Source organism: Nonomuraea sp. NPDC003709 (assembly GCF_040610775.1).
Lineage (GTDB): Bacteria > Actinomycetota > Actinomycetes > Streptosporangiales > Streptosporangiaceae > Nonomuraea > Nonomuraea angiospora_A.
Map to the genome: position 1 here is coordinate 306716 of NZ_JBEXMW010000002.1, position 25847 is coordinate 332562.

Sequence of the window (25847 nt, forward strand, 5' to 3'; positions counted from 1 at the left end):
GGAGACGCTTTCGATGATCCGTATTTCCCGCGCGCCGGTCGCCGCCACAGCGATCCGCGTACCCGTGCTCGCCGCCGCCCGCTTACCGGTCGCCGTCGCGGCGGCGTGTCTGGTGCTGGTCGCGTGTTCGGGCGGAGGCACGTCCGCCGCCCCCGCCGGGTCCGCCTCGGCTTCGTCCTCCTCGGCCGGGGCCGCGAAGAAGGGGGACGGCACGCTGACGATCGGCACGGTGCTGCCGCAGACGGGTTCGCTCGCGTATCTGGGCCCGCCCATGTTCACGGGTGCGAACCTGGCGCTCAAGGAGGTGAACGAGGCGGGCGGGGTGCTCGGCAAGCCGGTCACCAAGTACGACACGGACTCGGGTGACACCACCACGAACATCGCCTCGCAGTCGGCCGACAAGCTGCTGACGCAGAAGGTGGACGCGATCGTGGGTGCGGCGTCCTCGTCGGTGTCGGAGTCGATCATCGACAAGATCACCCGTGCGGGGGTCGTGCAGTTCTCGCCGGCGAACACGTCGGACAAGTTCACCACGATCAACGACCGTGGGCTCTATTTCCGTACGGCGCCGCCGGACAAGCTGCAGGGCCGGGTGCTGGGTGACCTGGTGGTGGGCGACGGCAACGACACGGTGGGCATTCTGGCCATGCAGGACTCGTACGGCACGGGTCTGGCGGATCAGGTGCAGAAGACCATCACCGACGGCGGTGGCGAGGTCGTGGAGCGGGTGGACTACGACCCGAAGGCGGCCGACTTCTCCGCGGACGTGGCCAGGATTAAGGCGAAGAATCCGAAGGGCATCGTGCTGATCGGGTTCGAGGAGACGGCGAAGGTCGTGGCGGAGCTGGTCAAGCAGGGCCTGACGGCGGACAGGCACAAGTGGTACATGGTGGACGGCAACATGTCGAACACCAACTTCGTCAGGGCCCCGAAGGGCACGCTCAAGGACGTCAAGGGCACGCTGCCCGGCGCGGCTGCGCCCGAGGCGTTCCAGAAGAAGCTGCTGGCGGTCAATCCCAAGCTGACCGAGTTCACGTACGCGGCGGAGTCGTACGACGCGGTGACGCTGATCGCGCTGGCGGCCGAGGTGGCCAAGGACGACTCGGGGGCGGCCATCGCGGCGAACCTGGTGGCCGTGAGCAAGTCCGGCGAGAAGTGCACCGGTTTCAAGGAGTGCGTGGACCTGCTGAAGGCCGGTAAGGACATCGACTACGAGGGTGTCAGCGGGCCGGTCGACTTCAACGAGGTGGGCGACCCGTCGGTGGCGACGATCGGGGTCTACCAGTACGGGGCGGACAACAAGTTCGACGCGGCGAAGGCGGTCGAATATCGCCAGGGCAACATCGCGGGCTGAGGAGCGCCCATTGCACCCCAGATCCGGAAATTTCCGGATCTGGGGTGTGTCGTGTCTGACAGGACCGTAACTCACACGAAACACATCATTACCATCAGTGTTTGTGACATTACGAATCCGCATAAAAGCCGCGTAAGAACTCCCCATCACCTGTTCGAACAGGCATGCTGAGCTCGGAAAACCCAGCGAAGGTGATCGTTCCTTCGTTGAGATAGGGGGAGTCTCTTTTATGATCCGCATTGCTCCAACGGGGCGCATGCTGGCCGTCGCGGCCGCGGCGAGCCTGGCTCTGACGGCCTGTGGCGGTGGCGGCGGCGACACGGCCGCGAAGCAGTCCGAGTCGGCGGCCCCGTCCACGGCGGCCTCCTCGGCGCCCGCGGCGAAGGGCGACGGCACGCTGACCCTCGGCACCGTGCTGCCGCAGACGGGCTCGCTCGCGTTCCTCGGCCCGCCCGAGTTCGCCGGCGTGGACCAGGCCGTCAAGGAGATCAACGAGGCCGGCGGCGTGCTCGGCAAGCCGATCACCAAGGTCCACACGGACTCGGGTGACACGAGCACGAACATCGCCTCGCAGTCGGTGGACAAGCTGCTGGCCCAGAAGGCCGACGCCATCATCGGCGCCGCGTCGTCGTCGGTGTCGGAGTCGATCATCGACAAGATCACGGGTGCGGGCGTGGTGCAGTTCTCGCCGGCCAACACCTCCGACAAGTTCACCACGATCAGCGACAAGGGCCTGTACTTCCGTACGGCGCCGCCGGACAAGCTCCAGGGCCGCGTGCTCGGCGACCTGATCGCCGCCGACGGCAACGACACCATCGGCATCCTGGCCATGCAGGACTCCTACGGCTCCGGCCTGGCCGACCAGGTCACCAAGACCGCCGAGGAGGCCGGCGCCAGCGTCGTGGAGCGGGTCGACTACGACCCGAAGGCGGCCGACTTCTCCGCCGACGTGGCCAAGATCAAGGCGAAGAACCCGAAGGCGATCGTGCTGATCGGCTTCGAGGAGGGCGCCAAGGTCGTGGCCGAGCTGGTCAAGCAGGGCCTGACGACGGACAAGTACAAGTGGTACATGGTGGACGGCAACATGTCGAACACCAACTACCAGAAGATGCCCAAGGGCACGCTCAAGGGCGTCAAGGGCACCATCCCGGGCGCCGAGGCGCCCGAGGAGTTCAGGAAGAAGCTCGTCGAGCTCAGCCCCAAGCTGAGCGACTTCACGTACGCGGCCGAGTCATACGACGCGGCGAACCTGATCGCCCTCGCCGCCGAGGCGGCCAAGGACGACTCCGGCGCGTCCATCGCCGCCAAGCTGCCCGAGGTGAGCAAGGGCGGCGAGAAGTGCAAGAGCTTCAAGGAGTGCGTCGACCTGCTGAAGGCCGGCAAGGACATCGACTACGACGGCCTCAGCGGCCCGGTCGAGTTCAACGACGCCGGTGACCCGGCGGTGGCCACGATCGGCGTCTACCAGTACGGGGACGACAACAAGTACCCCGGCAAGGCGCTGGAGTACCGCACCGGCAAGATCGAGGGCTAGGAGCCTTCCGACAAGAAACCTGCTCATCGGCCTGCCGCGCCAGGCTCCTGCCCGGTCAACGCCGTAGCGGCAGTCCGCTTTGCAGGTTTCTCATCGTCCCAACCCGCACGTCTTCATCGCCCAGGGGATGAGGCGGTCCTGCAGGGGCTTGGGCGGCACCACGATGACCACGCGCTCCTGACCCCCGTCGATGCTGGCCCGCACGGGGAACAGGAAGGCCTTCTTGGCCTCGGCGAACGCGTGGGGGTCGCAGCGGCCGGGGGTGAGCGCGATCGGCACCTCCAGCCGCTGCCGACCGGCGGCCAGCACGCCCAGGGGCCGGTGCTCGGACGTGACGATGAAGTGGGTGGTCCCGCCCATGTCGTTGACGGTGACGGCGCCGTTCCCGCGCCGGGTGATCACCAGGTTGCCCCGCATGGCCTTGTCGACGTCCTTCCACTCGGGGCCGAACTCGATGTCCGCCGCCTCCTTGATCAGGAACTCCGAGCACTCGTCGCGCAGCAGCCTGGCCAGCAGCGGGTCGGGGTGGGGGACGTTGAAGACCACCTTGCGCGGCTGCTCGGAGCCGGTGCTGACGTGCGCCACGACCGTGGCCGGCTGGACCTCGGGCAGCCCCTGGGGCAGGCAGTTGGCGGGCCCGTACGTGATGCGCAGGTCCGTCCGCTCGGTCTTCTTGAGGGTGGCGTCGGTCCGTTGCGCCGGCAGGGTTTTGAATGACGGCGTGACCAGCTGGACGTCGGCGAAATAGACCGGTGTGTCCGTGGTATTGCGGACGGCCACCTCCAGCGCGTGCACGGGCTCGTCCGAACGCCATTGCGCCAGTGAGACCGATACGCCCGCCGGGGGCGTCGCGGGCGGCGGCGAAGGCCGTTCGGAGGCGGCGCAACCGGCGAGGAGGAGCACCATGGCGAGGGGAACCGTAAAGCGCTTCACTCGATGCAGATTAAGCGCGCTTGCCCAGGTCCGTAAGTTGAGGACTGATTACGACTCCGCATCCAAGTGCCGACAGTTCCCCAGTGCATCTGGTTGGAGCATGCAGCAGTTTTATACGTTTCCTGCATTCGTTCGGGAACGCTCGGCGGTGCTGACCGATCCCGGCCTGGAAATGAAGGAGACACTTCATGATCCGCATTGCTCCCGTGGGGCGGGCGCTGGCTGTCGTGGCTGCCACCAGCCTCGCCCTGACAGCCTGCGGCGGTGGCGGCGGCAACACCGCCACGCAGACGTCAGAGTCTGCCGCCGCGCCGTCGTCGTCGGCGCCCGCCGCGGCGAAGGGCGATGGCACTCTCACCATCGGCACCCTGCTGCCCCAGACCGGTTCGCTGGCCTTCCTCGGCCCGCCCGAGATCGCGGGAGTCGACGCCGCCGTCAAGGAGATCAACGAGGCCGGTGGCGTGCTCGGCAAGCCGATCACCAAGTACGACACCGACTCGGGTGACACCACCACCAACATCGCCTCGCAGTCGGTGGACAAGCTGCTGGCGCAGAAGGCCGACGCCATCATCGGCGCCGCGTCGTCGTCGGTGTCGGAGTCGGTGATCGACAAGATCACCGGTGCGGGCGTGGTGCAGTTCTCGCCGGCGAACACGTCGGACAAGTTCACCACGATCAACGACAAGGGCCTGTACTTCCGTACCTCGCCGCCCGACAAGCTGCAGGGGCGCGTGCTGGGTGACCTCGTGGTGGCCGACGGCAACGACACGGTGGGCATCCTGGCCATGCAGGACTCCTACGGCACGGGTCTGGCCGACCAGGTCCAGAAGACGGTCACCGACGGCGGTGGCGAGGTCGTGGAGCGGGTCGACTACGACCCGAAGGCGGCCGACTTCTCCGCGGACGTGGCCAAGATCAAGGCCAAGAACCCCAAGGGCATCGTGCTGATCGGGTTCGAGGAGACGGCGAAGGTCGTGGCCGAGCTGGTCAAGCAGGGCCTGCCCGCCGACAAGCACAAGTGGTACATGGTGGACGGCAACACGTCCAACACGAACTACGTGAAGATGCCCAAGGGCACGCTCGACGGCGTCAAGGGCACGATCCCGGGTGCCGCGGCCCCCGAGGAGTTCGAGAAGAAGCTCCTGGCCGTCAACCCCAAGCTCCAGGACTTCAGCTACGCTCCCGAGTCCTACGACGCCACCAACCTGATCGCGCTGGCCGCCGAGGCCGCCAAGAGCGACGCCGGCACGGACATCGCGGCCAAGCTCGCCGAGGTGAGCAAGGGCGGCGAGAAGTGCAAGAGCTTCAAGGAGTGCGTGGACCTGCTGAAGGCCGGCAAGGACATCGACTACGAGGGCGTCAGCGGCCCGGTCGAGTTCAACGAGGCCGGTGACCCGTCCGTGGCCACCATCGGCATCTACCAGTACGGCGCCAACAACAAGTACGCCACCAAGGCACTCGAGTACCGCACCGGCAACATCGCCGGCTAGTACCGCCGCCTCACACGGAAGGGCCCGGCCGTCACGGCCGGGCCCTTCTCGTCGCTACTTGCAGCCCGCCACGATCTGGTCGGCGGCCACGCGGTACTGCTTGAGCAGCGCCACCTGCCGCTCCCGGGGCACGTCGTTCCTGGACAGCCCGGCGGTCGTGGTCTTGATCGTCTGTACGGCGCCCTTCAGCGAGTCGGGCAGCCGGTCGCCGAACTCCAGCGTGATCCCGCGCAGCTCCGCCAGGCGGCCGATCACGGCGTCCTCGAAATATTGCCGGTCCTCCTGACCCTTCGGTTTCAGCATGAGGTTGGCGTACCCGATGGCCGAGACCACGCGGGCGCAGGGGCTGTCGGTGGGATCGCCGCCGGTGCTGTATTTGGACGCGGACGAGGCGTTGCCCTGGCAGCCGACGAGCAGGACGGGAAGCATGAGCGCGACTGTCGCTAAACGTTTCACAACGCACATTAAAGAACGGCGGAGGGGCCCACGGGAGCCCCTCCGCCGTTCTCGATCGTCTTACGCCTTGGCCAGCGTGCCGAGGTACAGCTCGATGACCTTGGGGTCGTTGGCGAGCTGCCGCCCGGTGCCGGTGTAGGCGTTGCGGCCCTGGTCGAGGACGTAGCCGCGGTGGCAGATCTGCAGGCAGCGCCGCGCGTTCTGCTCCACCATGATCACCGTCACGCCCGCCTTGTTGATCTGCTGGGCCTGGATGAACACCAGGTCCTGCAGCTTGGGCGACAGGCCCGCCGACGGCTCGTCGAGCAGGAGCACGGACGGCTCGGTCATGAGGGCCCTGGCCATCGCGACCATCTGCCGCTCACCGCCGGACAGGGAGCCGGCGCGCTGCTTGCGCCGCTCCTTGAGCGCGGGGAACAGCTCGGCCACGAACTCGAAGCGCTCCTTGAACTTCCCCGGCACCTGGAAGGCGCCCATCTCGAGGTTCTCCTCGATGGTGAGGCTGGGGAAGACGTTGTTGGTCTGCGGCACGTAGCCGACGCCGCGGGCGACCAGCGAGTGCGCCTTCATGTTCGTGATGTCCTCACCCTTGAGCAGCACGGTGCCGCTGCGGATGGTGACCAGCCCGAACATGGCCTTGAGCAGGGTCGACTTGCCGGCGCCGTTGGGGCCGATGATGCCGATCAGCTCGCCCTCTTTGACGTAGAGGTCGGAGCCGTTGAGGATGTTGACGCCCGGCAGGTAGCCGGCGATCAGCTCGTCGCACCTCAGCACGGCGTCCTCGGCGCCTGCCAGGTGGTCGCCGCGGTCGGTGACGGCCGCCTTCGACTGGGCCGGCTCAGGGACGGTCACTTCTGCGTCTCCTCTTCGATCTCGGCCTCCAGCGCCGCCTCGGCCTCGTGAAGCTGGGCCTCCAGCTCGGTCTCCGAGAGCGGCGCGTCGTGGTGGGCGCCCAGGTAGGCGTCGATCACGCGCTCGTCGGACATGATCGTCGAGGGCGGGCCCTCGGCGATGACCGCGCCCTGCGCCATGACGATCACCCAGTCGCTGATGTCGCGGACCATGTCCATGTCGTGCTCCACGAACAGCACCGTCATGCCCTGCTCGCGCAGGTCCTTGACGTGGCCGAGCAGCGACTGCGTCAGCGCCGGGTTGACCCCGGCCATGGGCTCGTCGAGCATGACCAGCTCGGGCTGGACCATGAGTGCGCGGGCCATCTCCAGCAGCTTGCGCTGGCCGCCCGACAGGGATCCGGCGAAGTCCTCGCGCTTGGCGTCGAGCTTGAACCGCTCCAGCAGTTCCTCGGCCCGTACCGTGATCTCGTCCTCCTGGCCGCGCCACAGGCTCGGGATGAGCGCGCGGAAGAAGCTCTCGCCCTTCTGCTGCTGGGCGCCCAGGCGCATGTTCTCCATGACCGTCAGGCGGGACAGCGCCTTGGTGAGCTGGAACGTGCGCACCATGCCGGCGCGGGCCACCTTGTGCGCGGGCACGCCGTTCATGGACTTCCCGTTGAACGTCCACGAGCCGGAGTCGGCCGTGTCGAACCCGGTGAGCTGGTTGAAGAACGTGGTCTTGCCGGCGCCGTTGGGGCCGATCAGCGCGGTGATGGAACCGCGCTGGATCTCGACGTGGCCGACCTCGACCGCGGTCAGGCCGCCGAAGCGGCGCACGACGTTGTCCACCACGAGGATGGGGTCGGGCTTGGGCACGCCGGGATCGCGCGCCAGGTCCTTGAACGCCGCCAGGGCGGCCGCCTTGCGCTCGGTGGTGCCTGCCTGAGTGTGGGTTTCAGCGTGCATCGATTGCTATCTCCCTCTTGTCACCGAAGACGCCCTGTGGCCGGAAGACGAGCAACAGGATGAGGCCAAGACCCACGATGATGTAGCGGAAAGCGCCCACCTGGTTGGTGTCCATGAAGGTGATGTACCCGGCGCCGACCGCCTCGGTGAGCACACCGTAGATGAAGACCAGCAGCACCCAGAAGATCATCGAGCCGACGACCGGGCCGAGCACCCGGGCCGCGCCGCCGAGGATGACCATGGTGTAGACGTAGAAGGTCGTCTCGGTGCCGAAGACGTCCGGCTGCACGGAGGCGAAGGCCAGGCCGTAGATGAAGCCACCGAGCGAGCCGATGACGCCGCCCAGGATGAGCGACTGCATCTTGTACGAGAAGACGCTCTTGCCGAGGCTGCGCACGGCGTCCTCGTCCTCGCGGATGGCCTTGAGCACGCGGCCCCACGGGCTCTTCATGAGCAGGTAGACGATGCCGCAGCAGATGGCGATCAGCGCCCAGCCGACGACCATCACCCACAGGACCCGGTTGTTGAAGAAGATCGGCACCGGGCCGAGGTTGAAGCCGTAGTCCCCCTCGGAGAACGGGTTGAGGGCGTAGAAGCCGTCGGAGAAGCCGCGCTGGCCGTCGGAGCCGCCGAAGACCGATTTGAAGGCCACCGAGCGGAAGACGAGCCTGATGATCTCGGCCGCCGCGATGGTGACGATGGCCAGGTAGTCGGCGCGCAGCTGCAGCGTCGGGATGCCCATGAGGATCGCCAGCAGCACGGCGGCGGCGAGGCCGACGATGATGCCGATCCAGAACGGCAGGCCCATGACGGTGACGGTGACCGCCAGGCCGTAGCCGGCCACGCCCATGAACGCGGCCTGGCCGAAGTTGAGCAGGCCCGTGTAGCCGAAGTGGATGTTGATGCCGATGGCCGCGAGGGCGTACAGCACCGTGTCCACGCCGATGGCGGACTTGAGGGTGGTGCTGATGATCGTGATCCAGTCCATTCTGATCCTCCCCCGATCAGCCGATCCGCTCGCGGCGGCCCAGGATGCCCTGCGGCCGGACGAGGAGCACGATGATGAGTACGCCCAGCGCGCCGACGCTCTTGAGCTCCGGCGGCACCCACAGGGTGGAGACCTGGATGAACAGGCCCACCACCAAGGAGCCGACCAGCGCGCCGAACGCGGTGCCGAGCCCGCCGAGCGTCACACCGGCGAAGATGAGCAGCAGGATGTCCTGGCCCATGGTGTATTTGAGGCTCTGCGACAGGCCGAGCATGATGCCCGCCAGTGCGGCGATGGCGCCGCCCGTGGTCCAGATGATCCGGATGACCTGGTCGACGTTGATGCCGGACGAGGCCGCGAGCGCGGGGTTGTCGGCCACGGCGCGGGCCGCCTTGCCGGTGCGGGTGCGCATCAGGGCCAGGCCGACGATGATCAGGACCGCGAGCTCGATGCCCATGGCGACGAAGTTCTTGGGCGCGGCCGTGATGGGGCCGACCTGGATGCCGGGCTGGGCCGTGTACTGGGCGAAGGCCTCGTTCTGGCCGCCGAAGAAGATCAGGAACACGTACCGCAGGAAGAGCGCCACGCCGATCGAGATGATCATCATGGCGATGGTGCCGGTGCCGCGCCTGCGCAGCTGGCCCCAGAACAGGCGGTCCTGCAGGTAACCGAGCATGCCGCCGACCACGACCGCGATGATGGCGGCCGGGATGATATGCAGCCCGAAGCCCACGTTGAACGCATAGGCGAGGATCGCGCCGAGCGTGACCAGCTCGCCGTGGGCGAAGTTGGTCAGGCCGGTCGTGCCGTAGATGAGCGACAGACCGAGCGCGGCCAGGGCGATGATCAGGCCGAGGTTCAGGCCCTCGAAGGTCAGCTGCGCGGCCGTCGTCCAGAACGAGCTCTCGCCGCCACCCTCCTCCTGCTGCTGCCCCGGGGCACCCTTGGCCTGGAGGGCGAACAGGACCGTCGAGCAGTTGCCCTCGAAGACGGTCGGCGTGCGGACATTGTTGCCGCCACGCACCTCCGCGTTCTGCGGAAGGCTGCTGACATCCAAGGTGACCTTGTACTTACCGGGTTTGTCGACCGGAACGTCCCAAGTGCCTTGTGCGTTGCTCGTGACCTCCTTAACGGGTTGTCCGCTCTCGGTGGTCACGGCGATTTTGGCGCCGTTCACTGGCTGGCCTTGGAGTTTGAGTGTTCCCCTCAGTCCCTGGCAATCGGCGGGCCCCGCGTGAGCGGGGCTGGCCAGCAGGAAGACGAGTCCACCCAGGAAGGCCGTGAACGCGATCACGGCTCTGCGCAATGGTGCTCCCTCAAGTAGGTCAAGGCGGGGTTGTGCCCCTCCATCTCGACACGCGCGCATCGCAGGCACAACTGGGATGCTGTGGCGGGAGCTTATTCTGGTGACGCCCGGTTCAGTATCGTTCGTCACCAATTAGTGACATGTGTGTGTCGCTGATGTGAGCAAACAACAAGCCAGGTCAGGGGCTAAATCGCCGTAGACGCCTGGCGGCTCCGCGCACGAATCCGTAACGATCGCCGTAAAACGTGGACGAGCCCGCGCGGGTGACCTTTGGGACCGTGTAGGGCTTCCCCGGCCGCACACGTTTTCTACTGGGCCACCCCGCGGGCTCGCGTTCGGACCACCGTATCGACCTCCGGGCGCGGCGCGCAAAGGGACAGGAGTTTCACCTGTCGCGCAACATGCACGTGAGACGAGAGGTGCACACGAGTTTTCCCTGCTCGTCGGTGATCTCGATACCGTACGTCGCCAGCGTCCGGCCGCCGTGCAGCCTGGTCGCCACGCCCGTGACGTGCCCGGCGGTCGCCGAGCGGTGGTGGGTGGCGTTGATCTCGATGCCCACGGCGATGCGCTCGGGGCCCGCGTGGATGGCGGCGGCCACCGAACCCAGCGTCTCGGCCAGCACCGCCGAGGCCCCGCCGTGCAGCAGGCCGTAGGGCTGGGTGTTGCCCGCGACCGGCATGCGGCCCACGACCCGCTCGGGGCCGGCCTCGAGGAACTCGATGCCCATGCGGTCGGCCAGCGTGCCCTCGTGCACGGCGCCGAGCACCGAGAAGTCCAGGGGGTTGGTCTGCGTCAAAGGGACGTCTCCACTCTTCCGAGCTCAGGTTTTCTGTCGCAGACGCAGACTAGGCTGCGTGTGTGCCGAAGAGTGAAGTGACCCCCAGCCGCCCGCGCCTGTTGCTGCTTGACGGGCATTCCCTGGCCTACCGCGCTTTTTACGCGCTCAAGGACGCCAACCTGATGACCACCGATGGTCAGCACACCGAGGCGGTCTACGGGTTCACCTCGATGCTGACCAACGTCCTGCGCGACGAGCAGCCGACCCACGTGGCGGTGGCCTTCGACAGGTCGGAGCCGACGTTCCGCCACGAGGCCTACTCCGAGTACAAGGCCAACCGGAGCGAGACGCCGGAGGACTTCCGCGGTCAGATGCAGCTCATCTACGAGCTGCTCGACATCCTGCGCATCCCGCACCTGTCCAAGGCGGGTTTCGAGGCCGACGACCTCATCGCGACGCTCGCCACCCGCGCGGCCGGGGAGGGCATGGACGTGCTGATCGTCACCGGCGACCGCGACGCGCTGCAATTGGTCAACGAGCACGTCACCGTCCTGATGACCCGGCGCGGCATCAGCGACATGACCAGGTTCACCCCCGATGCCGTGGTCGAGAAGTACGGCCTGACGCCGGAGCAGTACCCCGACTTCGCCGCCCTGCGCGGCGACCCCAGCGACAACCTCCTGAGCATCCCGAGCGTGGGCGAGAAGACCGCCGCCAAGTGGGTGCGCGAGTTCGGCTCGCTGACCGCGCTGGTCGACCGGGTCGACGAGGTCAAGGGCAAGGTCGGCGACAAGCTGCGCGAGCACGTCGCCCAGGTGCTGATGAACCGGCGCCTCACCGAGCTGCTGCGCGACGTCTCGCTCGACGTCGACCTCGGCGACCTCACGCAGGGCGCGTGGGACCGCGAGGAGATCAACAAGCTGTTCGACTCCCTGCAGATCCGCGGCGAGCTGCGCGAGCGCGTCTTCAAGGTGCTCGGCAGCGGCGAGCAGGAGCCCGAGCAGGGCTTCGAGGTCGAGACCGTGCTGCTCGGCCCCGACCGGGTGGCCGGCTGGCTGTCGGCGATGCCCGCGGGCCGGGCCGGGCTGGCCTTCAAGGGCGCCTACGGCAGCGGCACCGGCCGCATCGACGCCATCGCCGTCGCCTCGCCCGACGGCACCGCCGCCCACATCGACCCCGTCAAGCTCACCGAGGCCGACGAGGCGGCCCTGCGGGCCTGGCTGGGCGACGAGAGCCGCCCCAAGGCCGTCCACGACGCCAAGGGGCCCATCCTGGCGCTCTGGGCGCAGGGCCTGGACCTGCGCGGCCTGAGCTGCGACACCGCGCTGGCGGCCTACCTGGCGATGCCGGGGCAGCGCACGTTCGCGCTCGAGGACCTCGCCAGGCGCTATCTCCACCGCGACCTGCGGGCCGAGGAGGAGTCCAACGGGCAGGCCGCGCTGTTCGGTGATGACGAGGACGCCCCGGCCAAGGACCTCGCGCTGCGCGCCCACGCCGTGCGCGAGCTGGCCGACTCCCTGGAGACCTTCCTGGCCGGGCGCGGCGGCACCCAGCTCCTGGCCGACGTCGAGCTGCCCCTGCTGACCGTGCTGGCCGAGCTGGAGCGGGCGGGCATCGCCGTCGACGGCCAATACTTCACGGGCCTGGAGGCCGAGTTCGGGGCCGCGGTCAAGCACGCCGTGGAGGAGGCCCACCGCTCCGTCGGCGAGCAGTTCAACCTGGGCTCGCCCAAGCAGCTGCAGGAGATCCTCTTCGTCCGGCTCAACCTCCCCAAGACGAAGAAGATCAAGACCGGCTACAGCACCGACGCCGACCAGCTCGCCTGGCTGGCCACGCAGACCGAGCACGAGCTGCCGACGATCATGCTGCGCCACCGCGACCAGCAGAAGCTGCGCACCACCGTCGAGGGCCTGATCAAGGAGATCTCCGACGACGGGCGCATCCACACCACGTTCAACCAGATCATCGCCGCCACCGGCCGCCTGTCCTCCGAGAAGCCCAACCTGCAGAACATCCCGATCCGCACCGCCGAGGGCCGCCGCATCCGGCAGGGCTTCGTGGTCGGCGAGGGCTACGAGACGCTGCTGACGGCCGACTACAGCCAGATCGAGCTGCGCATCATGGCCCACCTGTCGGGCGACGAGTCGCTGATCGCGGCGTTCGAGTCGGGCCACGACTTCCACCAGGCCACCGCCGCGCGCGTGTTCAACCTGCCGCCCGAGCAGATCGACGGCGAGCTGCGGGCCCGCATCAAGGCCATGAACTACGGCCTGGCCTACGGCCTGTCCGACTTCGGGCTGTCCGGCCAGCTCAACATCCCGGTCGCGGAGGCCCGGGCGCTGAAGGAGGAATACTTCACCGAGTTCGGCGGCGTGCGCGACTTCCTGCAGGCCATCGTCCAGCAGGCGCGCACCGACGGCTACACCGAGACGATCATGGGTCGCCGCCGCTACCTGCCCGACCTCACCAGCGACAACCGCCAGCGCCGCGAGATGGCCGAGCGGATGGCGCTCAACGCCCCCATCCAGGGCTCGGCCGCCGACATCATCAAGGTCGCCATGCTCAACGTCCACCAGGCCGTCCGCGAGGAGAAGCTGGCCTCCAGGATGCTGCTGCAGGTCCACGACGAGCTGGTCTTCGAGGTCGCGCCAGGGGAGCTGGAGCAGCTCAAGCAGCTCGTGCGCGACCAGATGAACGCCGCCTACCACCTGCGCGTCCCGCTGGAGGTCTCCGTGGGCGTCGGGCGTACGTGGGAGGACGCCGGGCACTGACTGATCATCTTTTTCGACTAACCTGGAGGAAATTTCACTAGGCGGCCAGGAGCTCAGTGCGGATTTCAGCGTCCCTCACGCGGACCATCGGCATCGCCAACGTGGTGGTGGTAACGGTGGCCCTCGTCGGCCTGAGCCTCTTACCGTCCGAGCAGCGCCCGCACGCCAAGCCGAAAGACGTGGCCAAGGTCCAGGGCAGCGTCCCACCGCCGAGCCAGACGCCGGTGGGCGAGCCGCCCGGGGTCGTGGCCACACCCGAGTTCGCCCGGCAGGTGCACGCCAACGAGGCCGGGCTGGTGCCGGTCCTGATGTACCACCGGATCCTCCCCAAGCGGCTGGCCTCGATCGACAGGACGCCCGACCAGCTCAGGAAAGAGCTGGAGAAGCTGGCCAAGCAGGGCTACGTGCCGATCACCGCCAGAGACTTCGTCACCGGCGACATCAAGGTGCCGGCGGGGAAGTTCCCGGTCGTGCTGACGTTCGACGACGGGCACCCGAGCCACTTCGCGCTCGACGCGAACGGCAACCCCAAGGCCGGCACGGCCGTGGCCGTCCTCCAGGAGGTGGCCGGGAAATACCCGGGGTTCCGGCCGGTCGCCACCTTCTGGATCAACAGGGAGCCGTTCGGGCTGACCGACCGGGAGTCCCAGGCGGTCGCCGTCAAGTGGCTGGTCGACCACGGGTACGAGGTGGCCAACCACACCTGGAACCACCCCAACCTGCGCGTGATGCGCAAGAAGAAGGTCCGCGAGCAGATCGTCCGGCTCGAGCGCCTGCTCAAGAAGCTCGGCGTGCCGGAGTCGCGGACGATGGCCCTGCCGTTCGGGTCGATGCCCCGGCCGAAGAAGCTCGCCCGTACCGGGTCTTGGGACGGCACCCGGTATGATTTCGCCGGCGTGTTCCTCGCCGGCGCGGAGCCGTCGCTTTCGCCCTACGCGAAAAAATTCGACCGGGGAGCCATCCAGCGCATCCAGAGCAACGGCAAGAAGGGCGAGTGCCGCAAGTGGTGCTCGCAGTACTGGCTGGAATGGCTGAACAAGCACCCCGGCGAGCGCTATGTCTCCGACGGCGACCCGGCCCGCATCTCCATACCGGAGAAACTGCGAGGTAAAATCGACGCCAAGCGCGGACTGCAGGTCAACGCGTATTGATTGCTCCCCGGATTGACCCCGTGGCGATGGTCTCATATGCTGATCGCTGCGCTGTGGGCTCGCGCGCGCCTCAGACGGAGCGGGCTCGCGCTCGGTCACGTCGATGTCGTAATTCCTCGGCTTGATGCGGAAGAGGGCCTGCCGCGCATCCGCCACATCGACATCCTGTCCGCGTTCGGAGCAATTCCACACATGACGTCCAGCACTGAGGCCACCTCGAGCACCCCGCAGGTAGCGGTCAACGACATCGGGTCCGAGGAAGCCTTCCTCGCGGCGATCGACGAGACCATCAAGTACTTCAACGACGGCGACATCGTCGAGGGCACCGTCGTCAAGGTCGATCGAGACGAGGTTCTTCTCGATATCGGCTACAAGACCGAGGGTGTCATCCCCTCGCGCGAGCTTTCCATCAAGCACGATGTCGACCCAGCTGACGTCGTGGAAGTTGGAGAGCACGTCGAAGCCCTGGTCCTCCAGAAGGAGGACAAGGAGGGCCGCCTGATCCTGTCCAAGAAGCGCGCGCAGTACGAGCGCGCCTGGGGCACGATCGAGAAGATCAAGGACGAGGACGGCATCGTCACCGGCACCGTCATCGAGGTCGTCAAGGGTGGTCTCATCCTCGACATCGGCCTGCGTGGCTTCCTGCCGGCGTCCCTCGTGGAGATGCGCCGCGTCCGCGACCTGCAGCCGTATGTCGGCCGCGAGCTCGAAGCCAAGATCATCGAGCTCGACAAGAACCGCAACAACGTGGTTCTGTCGCGCCGCGCCTGGCTCGAGCAGACGCAGTCCGAGGTTCGCCAGACGTTCCTCAACACCCTCCAGAAGGGTCAGGTCCGCAAGGGCGTCGTCTCCTCGATCGTCAACTTCGGCGCCTTCGTCGACCTCGGTGGGGTCGACGGTCTGGTCCACGTGTCCGAGCTGTCCTGGAAGCACATCGACCACCCCTCCGAGGTTGTCGAGGTCGGCCAGGAGGTCACGGTCGAGGTCCTCGACGTCGACATGGAGCGCGAGCGCGTCTCCCTGTCGCTCAAGGCGACCCAGGAAGACCCGTGGCAGCAGTTCGCCCGCACCCACCAGATCGGCCAGGTCGTGCCGGGCCGCGTCACCAAGCTGGTGCCGTTCGGCGCGTTCGTCCGGGTCGAGGAGGGCATCGAGGGCCTGGTCCACATCTCCGAGCTGGCCGAGCGCCACGTGGAGATTCCGGAGCAGGTCGTCCAGGTCGGCGACGAGATCTTTGTCAAGATCATCGACATCGACCTCGACCGTCGCCGCATCAGCCTCTCGCTGAAGCAGGCCAACGAGGGCGTCGGGACCGAGGTCGAGTTCGACCCGACCCTGTACGGCATGGCGGCCACGTACGACGACCAGGGCAACTACATCTACCCCGAGGGCTTCGACCCGGAGACCGGGGAGTGGCTCGAGGGCTTCGACAAGCAGCGTGAGGAGTGGGAGCGGCAGTACGCCGAGGCCCAGACGCGTTTCGAGGCTCACCGGAAGCAGATCGAGGAGGCCCGCAAGGCCGAGGCGGAGGCCGGCGAGGCCGCTCCCTCGACCTACAGCGGCGAGACGCAGGCTCCGGCCGGCGGCTCCTCCTCCTCGTCGGCTCCGGCCAGCGGCGCGCTCGCCTCTGACGAGGCGCTCGCGGCTCTGCGCGAGAAGCTCGCGGGCGGCCAGAGCTGACCTTCGGGTCCAGCTGAGGCACAGCCTTAATCCGGAAGGCCCCGTACCGTTCGCGGTGCGGGGCCTTCCGCACGCCTGCCCCCACCGCCGGGGGTTTGGGCCGGCCGCCGCGCCAGTGCCCGCCCCTCGGCATCGGGCACCCCCGGCACCACGACCTCCCGCTGCTGGGGATTCCGCCTTCCGCGCGCCCGGCTGTCCGGTGGGCCTGGTTGTCCGTGGGCCCGCCTGTCCGTGCGCCTGCCTTCCGTGCCCCCGCCTTCGTGCGCCCGGCCTCCGGGGCCGGGGCGGGAGGCGCTGGGCAGCTGGGCGCCGGGCGAGAGACACCGTGAGTGCCACTGTGCGCGTCGCGGCGCCCAGGGCGGTATGAACCCGGGACCGTGGCGCTCCGCTCGCACCGTGCCACAGAGGCCCGCACGGGGGCGTCGCAGCCGCGCCGTTGGTGTGCGGTGCCGAGAGTGCCCGCGTGGTGCGATGCGGTGCCGTCGGCCGGCAGCGTCATGGGAGAGGCTCGTGGGGGTGCGGCGGGTGTGGGGTGGGGGTTTCGGGCGAGGCGTTGAGGGGGTCGGAGATTTTACCTTGGGTGTTGGCGAGCCCGCCGCCCGCGGCGATCGGCGCTGACAGACTGACCTGCGCTGTTGACACCACGATCGATTCCCAGGGGCGACGCATTGGGCATGGTTCAGCGGGTGATCATCCTTGCAGCGGCCGCGCTGGCGGCCGCGGCCGCCGCTTCGCCGGCGGTGAAGGGCGCGGCCGTTCCCCAATGGCAGGACTGCGGCGACGGGTTGCAGTGCGCCAAGCTGTCCGTGCCCGTCGACTGGGCCAGGCCGCACGGCGCCCGTACCGAGATCGACCTGGCGAGGATGCCCGCGCAGGACCCGCAGCACAGCCGCGGCTTCCTGGTGGTGAACACCGGTCCGGCCTCCCCCGTCCAGGCCGTGCGCGCCCGGCCGGAGGGTGTGAGCGAGCTGACCAGGTGGTTCGACGTGGTGCTGGTCGAGCCGCGGGGGATCGGCGACCGGGGGAGCGCGGCCGCCGTTCAGTGCGCGGTGGCGCAGCCCGATCCGCTGCGCCTCGTCCTCGCCCCGGGACGGGCCGGGTGGCGCGCCTACGCCCGCGACAACGCCGCCTACGACAGGAGTTGCCGGGCCGCCGCCGGACTCGCCTACGACGGGCTCACGTCCTGGCAGGTCGCCCACGACCTCGACGCCCTGCGCGCCGAGCTGGGGGAGCCCCGGCTGCGGTACTTCGGCTCCTCCTACGGGGCCGTGTACGGGCAGGCGTACATGGAGCTGTTCCCGCACCGGACCGGGCGGATGTACCTCGAAGGCGGGCCCGACCACACCGAGCCCGACCTGGCGCAGCGGCTGACCGACCGGGCGCGGGCGGCCGAGCGGCAGCTGTTCTCCTTCCGCGACTGGTGCCGCAGGCACCTGGGGTGCCCGCTCCACGACGCCGACACCGACGCCGTGGAGGTCTACGACGCCCTGACCCGCCGCACGCCCCTGCACGCGGGCCCCGGGCGTACGGTGAACTCCCGGCGCCTCGCGGCGGCCGTCCACGCCGGGCTGGCCCCGGGGAGCTGGCCGGAGCTGGCCCGGGCCATGTCCGAGGCCAGGGAGGGCGACGCGACCAGGCTGGCGGCGTTGGCCTCCGAGGCGACCAAGCGGGCGTCCGAGGCGACCAAGCAGGCGTCCGAGGCGACCAAGCAGGTCTCCGAGGGGATCAAGCCGGACGCCGAGGCAGCCAAGCAGGCCTCCGAGGCGGCCAAGCCGGACGCCGTGAGCGCGCCGGCGCCGCCCGCGACCGTGTCGGGAGCCATGTGGTGCCACGACTTCATGCCCGCCGTGCCCGCCTACCGGCGCTTCCTCACGATGGAGACGCATCTGCGCGAGGTGGCGCCGCGCGTGGGATGGGTGAGCGGCCGGTACGAGGTCGCGCGATGCCTCGGCATGCCGCGCAAGGGCGCCCCGAGCTGGCCCCCGAACGTGCCGGACCCCCGTCACGGCCCCACGGTCCTGGTCGGGATCGGCCGGCTGGACACCGGTGCCCGGCCCGTGGGGCACATCCCCGGGGCGGTCGTGCTGTCGCACGGCGACGGGCCCGACGCGTACCTGCTCCAGGGGGTCAGCAGGCTCCGCGCCACCTGCCTGCGCACGCACGTGCACGACTACCTCGTCAACGGGACGCTGCCGCAGGAGGGCACCGAGTGCCCCGGCGAGCTCACGGCGGGCATGTATCCGTGAGGAGCGGACGGTAGGGTGCTGCGCGTGCTGATCGAACGGGCGACCACGGCGGACGCGGGCGAGATCCTCACCTTGCAGCGGGCGGCCTACGTGAGCGAGGCCCAGCTGTACGGCGACCCGTACATCCCACCGCTCATCGAGTCGCTGGAGCAGGTCCGCAAGGTCATCGAGGGCGCCGTCGTGCTCAAGGCGCTCGACGCCGGCCGCGTGATCGGCGCGGTGCGCGGGCAGGTGTCGGGCACGACCTGCCTGGTCGGCCGCCTGGTCGTGGCGCCCGACCGCCAGGGCCGGGGCATCGGCACGGCGCTGCTGACGGCCCTGCACGAGGCGGTGCCGGAGGCGGAGGCGTTCGACCTGTTCACGGGGCACCTGTCAGGGGTCAACCTCAAGCTCTACCGCCGTCTGGGCTACCGGGAGACGAGCCGGGAGCGGATGGACGATCATCTGACGCTGATCCATCTGCGTATGCGGCCAGATCGATCCCTTCCTCAGCCGTGATCATGACGCGGCCCAGGTCGTCGTCCACCCAGTTCCACCCCCAGCGCCACTCCGAGCCCGCCGGATGGTCGGCGTTGAGCCGGTCGAGCACGCCCTGGAGGGCGGCGGCGGGCACGATGACCTGGTGGCGGCCCCGCCACGGCACGTGCACGGGCGGGTCGACCGGCGGCGTCCCGACCCCGTGCGCGCGCAGCGCCGCGGCCACCGCCGCCGGGTCCACCCCGAACAGGTGCAGCGGCGTCGGCCCCCGGTCCTCCTCGACGTCGTAGGCCAGGGCCATGAGCCAGTCCGCCGGCTCCGCCTGCCGGCGGCCCGCGGCCAACGCCAGGCCGGTCGCGATGCCGTACAGCTTGTAGAAGGCGGGGTTGGCGAAGCCGCCCGCCCCGTGCGCGGTCCTGGCGTGGTGCGGCAGGCATTCGAGCGCGTGGGCGCGGTCCAGCCCGGCCTCGGTCAGCACCCGCGCGGCCAGGGACTCGCCGGCCAGCAGGGCGAGCACGACGTGTTGCGGCCCCACCCAGTCGTCCCCGACGGCCGCGGCCTGCTCGTGCGCGGCCCGTACGATCGTCGTCTTCATGTCTACGATGATGACCCCGTAGGCTTTTTCCCGTGTTGAAGACTGGGCTCACAGGCGGTATCGGATCGGGCAAGAGCGAGGTGTCGAAGCGGCTCGCGGCCAAGGGCGCCGTCGTGATCGACGCCGACAGGATCGCCCGCGAGGTGGTCGAGCCGGACACGCCGGGGCTGGCCAGGGTGGTGGCCGCGTTCGGGGAGGATGTGCTGCGCCCTGACGGCTCGCTCGACAGGGAGAAGCTCGGCTCCATCGTCTTCGCCGATCCCGAGCGGCTCGCCGCGCTCAACGCGATCGTCCACCCGCTGGTGGGGGAGCGGGTGGCGGAGCTGCAGAGCCGGGCGGCCGACGACGCGATCACCGTCTACGACGTGCCGCTGCTGGCGGAGAACCACCTGGCCCCCATGTACGACGTGGTCATCGTCGTCGACGCGGCCGACGAGACCCGCATCCGGCGCCTGGCCGAGCACCGGGGCATGCCGGAGGCCGACGCCAAGTCCCGCATCGCCGCCCAGGCCTCCCGCGAGGACCGGCTGGCGGTGGCCGACATCGTGATCCCCAACGAGGGCTCGCTGGCCGAGCTGGACGCCCGGGTGGAGGAGGTCTGGGAGGAGCTGACGAGGCGCGCCGGCCGCGGCTGACGCTGACGTGCTGATCGACCTGCTCGACGCGGAGCCGCCCGCCCGGGAGCGTGCTCAGAAGGGCGAGTCGAGCGGCACCTGCCGCACGCCCGGCAGGTAGGGGTCGAGCTCACCCAGCTCGAACCGGGACATCCCGATCACGTGCCAGAACTGCCCGGCCGGCTCGCCGTGGACCTTGTAGCGCCCGTCGGGCGCCAGCGCCGCCCACCCCTCGGCCAGCCCGAGCAGGGTGGCCCGCCGCTCGCCGCCCTCCCAGAGGATCACCACGCCGTCGTCGCCCGCGCTGGCCAGCAGGTCGGCGACCGGGCTGAAGGCCACCGACCACACCCGGCGGGCGTGCCCGGCCAGCGTGTGCCGCGGCCGCCCGGTCGCGGTGTCCCAGACCCGCACCACCAGGTCGTCGCCGCCCGTGGCCAGGCGCTCGCCCGTCGCGTCGAACGCCAGGCTCCACAGCCGCCCCTCGTGCCAGAGCTCGTGCACCAGCCGCGGCTGCCACGGCTGTCCCGGGCGCAGCTCCCACACCATGGCCCGGCCGTCGTTGCCGGCGCTGGCCAGGTGGCGGCCGTCGGGGGAGAAGACCACCGAGTAGACCCGGTCGGTGTGGCCCTTGAGCGTGGCGACCCGGCCGCCGGAGGCCACGTGCCACAGGCGTACGAGCCGGTCGTCGCAGCCCGTGGCCACGTACTCGCCGTCGGGGCTGAACGCGATCGAGCGCACCCGCCCGCGGTGGTCGGACAGGTGGCCCGCCAGCCGTCCGGTCGGGCGGTACCAGATCTTGACGCTGTCGTCGTCGTTGGCCGTGGCCAGCAGGAGGCCGTCGGGGCTGAACGCCTCGGCCCAGACGTGGTCGGTCTCGGCGCTCAGCTCGCGCTCGTAGTCGCCGGTGACGGCGTTCCAGAAGTGCACGCCGCCGTCGTTGCTGGAGGTGGCCAGCACGGGCCCGGCGGGGGAGAACAGGGCCGAGATGAGCCGGTCGGCCGTGCCGGTGAACTCCCGCAGCCGCCGTCCCGTACGCGGCTCCCACACGCGTACGACGCCGTCGTTGCCGCTGGTCGCCAGCATCGAGCCGTCGGCGCTGAACCTGACGGACGAGATGCGCCGCCCGTGGCCGCGCAGCACCCGCTGGCACTTGCCCGAGCCCGGGTCCCACAGGCGCACGGTGCCGTCGTTGCTGCTGGTGGCGATCTGCTGGCCGTCGGGCCGGAACGCGAACGGCCAGACCGAGCTCCGGTGGCCCGACAGCTCGACCCGCTGGCCGCCGCCGACCGGCTGCAGCCGGAGCACGCCGCCCGAGTCGCCGCTGGCCAGCGCCTGCCCGTCGGGGCTGAAGGTCACCTGGTAGACGGCCGCCGCGTGCGTGGTGTGCACGCCACGGGACTCGCCCGACGGCTCCCACAGGCGTACGGCGCCCGCCGTGTCGCCGGTGGCCAGCAGCGAGCCGTCCGGCGAGAACGCCACACAGTAGATGCTGCCCGCGTGCCCGCCCAGCACGTGCAGCGGCCGCCACGTGGCGGTGTCCCACAGCCTGACGGTGCCCGCCTCGTCGCCGGTGGCCAGCAGGCGGCGGTCCGGGCTGTGCACGGCGCGGTAGACGCTGCCGCGATGGCCGTCGAGCGTCTCCTTCACCTGCCCGGACGTCAGGTCCCAGACGCGTACGACACCGGCCGCGTCGCCCGTCACCAGCACCGAGTGGCCGAACGACGCCGTGTAGATCGGCGCCTGGTGCCCTTCGAGCGCGTGCGCCAGCCGCCCGGTGGCCGTCTCCCACACGCGTACGATGCCGTCGCCGCCCCCGGCCGCCACCAGGTCGCCGGCCGGGCTGAGGCGTACCGGCCAGACGCCGTCGGCGTGGCCCTTGAGCGCGTGCAGGCACTCGCCGGTGAGGGAGTTCCAGAGCAGGACGGCTCCGTCGCTCGCGCCCGTGGCCAGCAGGTCGCGGGTGCGGGCGAACGTGACCGCGTAGACGCGGCCCCGGTGCCCCTGCAGCGTGCGCACGGGGGCGCCGCCGACGCAGAGCAGCACGCCGCCGTCCTCGTTGCCGATCGCGATCGTGGAGCCGTCGGGGCTGTAGGCGATGGGCTCGGGCAGGCGGCTGGTCTGGAAGTGGTAGCCGTACGGGACGCCGATGCCGGCCGGGGCGAACTCGACCTCCACCGGCTGACCCGGCACCACCGCCGCGCCGGGCAGGTGGGGCAGCGTGCCGGTCACGTTGATCAGCGAGGCCCGGTGCCAGCGGGCGCCCTCGACCGCCGCGTCGCTCAGGTCCACCCGCGCCAGCCGCGCCCCCGACAGGTCGGCGCCGGTCAGGTCGGCCCCGGTCAGCGCGGCGCCGTCGAGCCGCGCCCCGGTCAGCCTGGCCTCGCGCAGGGTGGCCCTGGACAGGTTGGTGCCCGCCAGGGTGGCCTCGGACAGGTCGGCGCCGGTGAGGTCGACGTCGCTCAGGTCCCTGGCCGACAGGTCCTCGCCCTTGAGGTTCGCGCCGCGCAGGTCGGCCCGGGCCGGGGTGCGCAGCCTGGCCGAGATCTTGACCGCGTTCGCCCTGGACACGTCGTCGCCCGGCGGGTCGGCCGCCCACGCGTGCAGCGCCCGCACGTCGGCCAGGTCGCACAGGAACTCCACGGTCAGCGCCGACAGCGGCCGGCGCGACAGCAGTGCGAAGTTGTCGAGGGCGATGTGGCGGGCGATCAGCCACTCCATCACGGACGCGTGGATGAACCCGAACATCCCGTCCTCGGTCCGCACCAGCAGGCTGCCCGACCCCATCCGGTACGCGGCGTGCGCCGCCGACAGCTGCCCGTCGGACAGATCCGTGAGCGTCTCGCCGATCTCGGTCAGCTCGTCCACGCCCAGCAGCGACTCGCCGGTGTCCCACAGCCGCATCGCCAGCGCCGTCACCGCCTGCCACAGCTCGTCGACGGTCAACGCCGTGGCCGAGCCGGGGATCCTGGCCCGCCGCTCCTCGAAGGCCAGCCAGGAGCTGAGGATCTCGTCGTACAGCAGCGCGGGGCTGATCGTGTGGCGGGCGCCCGCCACCGTACGCAGCCGGTCGGCGTCGAGGTCGGCGATGAAGGTCAGCATGCGCGGGTTCTGGGCCAGCGCCAGCAGGTCCTTGATCTCGCCCATCAGCGACATGCGCGCGCCGGCCTCGTCGCCGTCGTCGAACCGGTTGGCCAGGTAGGAGCGGATCTGGTCGTGCGTGAAGTCCTCCACGCTGAGCACCCGCCGCTGCGGCAGCACCCCCACCATCTCGCCGAGCGAGGTCAGCACCTGGCTGTGCGACTTGAAGTGCTGCGTACGGCTGGCGACCACGATCTTGGCCTTGTCCTCGGCCGCAGCCAGCAGCGTGGCCAGGTGATCGGCCGCCCGGTCGAACGTCAGCCGGGTCACCAGCTCGTCGAACCCGTCGAACAGCAGCACGATGCGCCCCTGCCTGAGCAGGTAGCGGAACGCCTTGAGATCGATGAACTCCTCGCCGTGCCCGGCCAGATGGGCCGCCACCAGCGCGTCCACGGAGTGCGCCTTGTCCAGGGCGCGCAGCTCGATCAGGATCGGCGTCAGGTGCGGCAGCTCGACCGGGATGCGCCGGGCCAGCTCTCGCAGCGCGAACGTCTTGCCGTGGCCGAAGTCGCCGAGCAGCAGCAGGAACCTGCCGTGGTCGGTGGCCAGCAGCCGCATCAGCTCGTCGGTCAGGCCGTGCTTGATCTGGCCGCCCTGGCGGTCGAGCTCGCGGTAGCGCTGCGGCACGTACAGGTCGGGCGGGTAGCGGCGGTCGGCCATCAGCCTGGCCGTCTGCTCGGCGACGTAGCCGGTCAGGTCGAGCAGCCCCTGGAACTCGGTGAAGGTGCGCAGCCGCACCCCCTTGCGCATCAGGTCGTCGCGGACCGCCCGGGAGGCGGGCGGACCCTGGTAGACCAGCTCGGCGGCCAGGCCGGTGGCGTGCGCCTGGCGGACGAAGCCGTCGGCGGTGCTCTCGGTCAGCTCGCCGACGTGCGCGCCGATCATCATCTGGCGGACGAAACCGTCCTCCGGGTGGGTGACCACGAGGTGCGCGTCGAACCGGCGGATCCTGGCGCGCTCGTGCCTGGCCTCGCAGACCTCGGCGATCCGGTCGAGCAGCAGCTCGACCGGGCTCGGCGCGCGCTCGTCCGGCTTGGGCGCGGGCGGCTCGGGGGCCGGGCTCTCGCCGGTGAAGGTGGCCCGCACGGCCTTCCACCGGTACGGGACCGGCTCGGGCTCGCCCGCGTCGGGCAGCCAGACCCGCAGGCCGTCAGGCGTGATCTCGACCACCTGGTGCCGCCCGGAGCGCGGCGCGGCGATCACACCTTCGGCGCGGTGGGCGGACCCGCCGTGGAAGAGCAGGTTGAGCCGGTGGGTCAGCAGCCGCTCGAACGTGGGCGCGTCCCGCAGCTCGCCCGGCGGATGCCCGATCGCGCCCAGCCGCAGCCACGCGCCCTCCTCGTACGGCCGCAGCCGCTCGGCGAACCAGGCCGCCTGCGCCTCCCCGAGCTGCGCGTACGCGTCGCGTTCGAGGTGGCTCATCGCCATCGTCGAGTTGAGCCCCGCCACGACCACCTTCAGATCGGGCACCTCGAACAGCGTCCACGGCTGCCCGCCGTCGAACACCCGGTCGTCCAGCCCCTGGTACACCTCGCCGAACAGCCCGGCGAAATGCCGCCACTTGGGCCAGTAGGGCGGCTGCGGGCTCACGTCGTCGGCCTCGCAGGTCATGAAGTACGCGCTGGCGGCGGCCTTGGTCACGTCACGCGGGCCGGGCAGCAGGATCAGCCGGTGCTGCTCCAGCCCGATCAGCAGCCGCAAATCGGTCACGAACCGCGTCGCCTGCCCGAACTGCCCCAGGCTGCCCGACTCGGTCAGGTCGCCGGTGACCAGCATGAGGTCGGGACGCGGCATGCCCCGGTCGTACATGGCGGTCAGGTCCGCCCAGATGCGCGCCTGCATGTCCTCGGGCGTGAACGGCTCGCCCGGATCGGGCAGCGCCCGGCCGAACCTGGGGCCGCCGATGTGCAGCACGCTGATCGACTCGCGCGCCCGGTCGGCGCTCACCGTCGGGGGGAACTTCGGCGCCGCCACCGGCGTGCGCCGGGCCCTGGCCCGGTCGCCCGGCGGCGGCAGCGTCGGGACGGGCACCGGCACCCTGGAGCCGTCGGGGAACGCGGGCGCCGCCGCCGGCTTGGCCCGGCCCGCCATCGCCTCCCGCACCCGGCCCAGCAGCAGCGCCCTGGCCTGCCCGGGGTCGGTGACGCCCAGCAGGTCGACCCAGGTGATCGTGGACAGCAGGCCCTCGAGCTGGACGTCCTCCAGCCTGATCGTGACGAGCTTGTTGGAGGGGTTGTCGGGGTCGGCCCGCAGCGCGGCCTGCCACTCCATCCGGCCGTAGCGGGAGGTCAGGTAGTTGCGCGAGAGCACGGCCACGACCACCTGCGCTTCGCTGACCCCGCGGTCCATGAAGTCGATGAAGTTGGTGCCCGGTACGAAGTCCCACTCCTGGATCATGGTCTTGTAGCCGGCCGCCTCGAGCTCCCAGGCTATCCAGGTGGCCCACGCCGTGTCGGCCGGGGAATAGCTGACGAAGATCTCGGTCGGCCTGCCGTCACGCGCCATGAGCTCAGTATCCCCTGTGGGGCCGAAGG

At 69.9% G+C, this 25847-nt stretch carries 18 protein-coding genes; 9 read left to right on the forward strand and 9 right to left on the reverse strand.

The window, feature by feature from the left end:
• Positions 1-13: 13 nt before the first annotated feature.
• On the forward strand, positions 14-1354 hold the full coding sequence (locus ABZX61_RS05885) for an ABC transporter substrate-binding protein (RefSeq protein WP_355191846.1): 1341 nt from the start codon (positions 14-16) through the stop codon (positions 1352-1354).
• A 229-nt stretch (positions 1355-1583) separates the two neighbouring features.
• Positions 1584-2888: an ABC transporter substrate-binding protein gene (locus tag ABZX61_RS05890; RefSeq protein WP_350726313.1), complete on the forward strand. Its 1305-nt coding sequence runs from the start codon at positions 1584-1586 to the stop codon at positions 2886-2888.
• 90 nt (positions 2889-2978) lie between these two features.
• Here the strand turns inward: ABZX61_RS05890 and ABZX61_RS05895 are convergent, their stop codons facing one another.
• Positions 2979-3821, reverse strand: coding sequence for a hypothetical protein (locus tag ABZX61_RS05895; protein WP_355191848.1), 843 nt, complete (start codon positions 3819-3821; stop codon positions 2979-2981).
• 188 nt (positions 3822-4009) lie between these two features.
• On the opposite strand from ABZX61_RS05895, the gene ABZX61_RS05900 reads away from it, so the two are divergent.
• Positions 4010-5311, forward strand: coding sequence for an ABC transporter substrate-binding protein (locus ABZX61_RS05900; RefSeq protein ID WP_350726317.1), 1302 nt, complete (start codon positions 4010-4012; stop codon positions 5309-5311).
• Positions 5312-5365: 54 nt separating this feature from the next.
• Here the strand turns inward: ABZX61_RS05900 and ABZX61_RS05905 are convergent, their stop codons facing one another.
• The 6 genes from ABZX61_RS05905 to ABZX61_RS05930 all read right to left on the reverse strand — a co-directional run bounded on the left by ABZX61_RS05905 (position 5366) and on the right by ABZX61_RS05930 (position 10590).
• On the reverse strand, positions 5366-5740 hold the full coding sequence (locus ABZX61_RS05905) for a hypothetical protein (protein ID WP_355191850.1): 375 nt from the start codon (positions 5738-5740) through the stop codon (positions 5366-5368).
• 87 nt (positions 5741-5827) lie between these two features.
• Entirely contained in the window at positions 5828-6562 is a 735-nt protein-coding gene (locus ABZX61_RS05910; RefSeq protein WP_350726902.1) for an ABC transporter ATP-binding protein, read from the reverse strand.
• Between the two features lie 53 nt (positions 6563-6615).
• On the reverse strand, positions 6616-7566 hold the full coding sequence (locus ABZX61_RS05915; protein ID WP_355191852.1) for an ABC transporter ATP-binding protein: 951 nt from the start codon (positions 7564-7566) through the stop codon (positions 6616-6618).
• Complete coding sequence (locus ABZX61_RS05920; protein ID WP_355191854.1) at positions 7556-8554, reverse strand: branched-chain amino acid ABC transporter permease; 999 nt, start codon at positions 8552-8554, stop codon at positions 7556-7558. Before ABZX61_RS05920 ends, ABZX61_RS05915 begins: the two co-directional genes overlap by 11 nt.
• A gap of 16 nt (positions 8555-8570) precedes the next feature.
• Positions 8571-9611, reverse strand: coding sequence for a branched-chain amino acid ABC transporter permease (locus tag ABZX61_RS05925; RefSeq protein WP_355191856.1), 1041 nt, complete (start codon positions 9609-9611; stop codon positions 8571-8573).
• 634 nt (positions 9612-10245) lie between these two features.
• Positions 10246-10590 (reverse strand): hotdog fold thioesterase, encoded by a 345-nt coding sequence (locus ABZX61_RS05930; protein ID WP_192794325.1) that lies wholly within the window; start codon positions 10588-10590, stop codon positions 10246-10248.
• A 131-nt stretch (positions 10591-10721) separates the two neighbouring features.
• On the opposite strand from ABZX61_RS05930, the gene polA reads away from it, so the two are divergent.
• The 5 genes from polA (at position 10722) to ABZX61_RS05955 (ending at position 18987) form a co-directional block, all read left to right on the forward strand.
• Positions 10722-13412: a DNA polymerase I gene (gene polA / locus ABZX61_RS05935; RefSeq protein WP_355191858.1), complete on the forward strand. Its 2691-nt coding sequence runs from the start codon at positions 10722-10724 to the stop codon at positions 13410-13412.
• A 56-nt stretch (positions 13413-13468) separates the two neighbouring features.
• A complete protein-coding gene (locus ABZX61_RS05940; RefSeq protein WP_355191860.1) occupies positions 13469-14563 on the forward strand; it encodes a polysaccharide deacetylase family protein in 1095 nt (364 codons plus the stop codon).
• Between the two features lie 192 nt (positions 14564-14755).
• Positions 14756-16243, forward strand: a complete 1488-nt coding sequence (rpsA, locus tag ABZX61_RS05945; protein WP_350726329.1) for a 30S ribosomal protein S1 — start codon at positions 14756-14758, stop codon at positions 16241-16243.
• Between the two features lie 686 nt (positions 16244-16929).
• Positions 16930-18489 carry a hypothetical protein gene (locus tag ABZX61_RS05950; RefSeq protein ID WP_355191862.1) on the forward strand — a complete coding sequence of 520 codons (1560 nt, stop codon included), beginning with the start codon at positions 16930-16932 and terminating at the stop codon, positions 18487-18489.
• Between the two features lie 27 nt (positions 18490-18516).
• Positions 18517-18987, forward strand: a complete 471-nt coding sequence (locus tag ABZX61_RS05955; protein ID WP_355192703.1) for a GNAT family N-acetyltransferase — start codon at positions 18517-18519, stop codon at positions 18985-18987.
• Here the strand turns inward: ABZX61_RS05955 and ABZX61_RS05960 are convergent.
• Positions 18875-19561, reverse strand: coding sequence for a Clp protease N-terminal domain-containing protein (locus ABZX61_RS05960; RefSeq protein WP_355191864.1), 687 nt, complete (start codon positions 19559-19561; stop codon positions 18875-18877). The genes ABZX61_RS05955 and ABZX61_RS05960 overlap by 113 nt on opposite strands.
• 32 nt (positions 19562-19593) lie before the next feature.
• Between ABZX61_RS05960 and coaE the strand changes: the two genes are divergently transcribed.
• Complete coding sequence (coaE, locus tag ABZX61_RS05965; RefSeq protein ID WP_355191866.1) at positions 19594-20196, forward strand: dephospho-CoA kinase; 603 nt, start codon at positions 19594-19596, stop codon at positions 20194-20196.
• A gap of 54 nt (positions 20197-20250) precedes the next feature.
• On the opposite strand, the gene ABZX61_RS05970 is transcribed toward coaE, so the two are convergent.
• Positions 20251-25818, reverse strand: coding sequence for a TIR domain-containing protein (locus ABZX61_RS05970; protein ID WP_355191868.1), 5568 nt, complete (start codon positions 25816-25818; stop codon positions 20251-20253).
• Between the last annotated feature and the right edge of the window lie 29 nt (positions 25819-25847).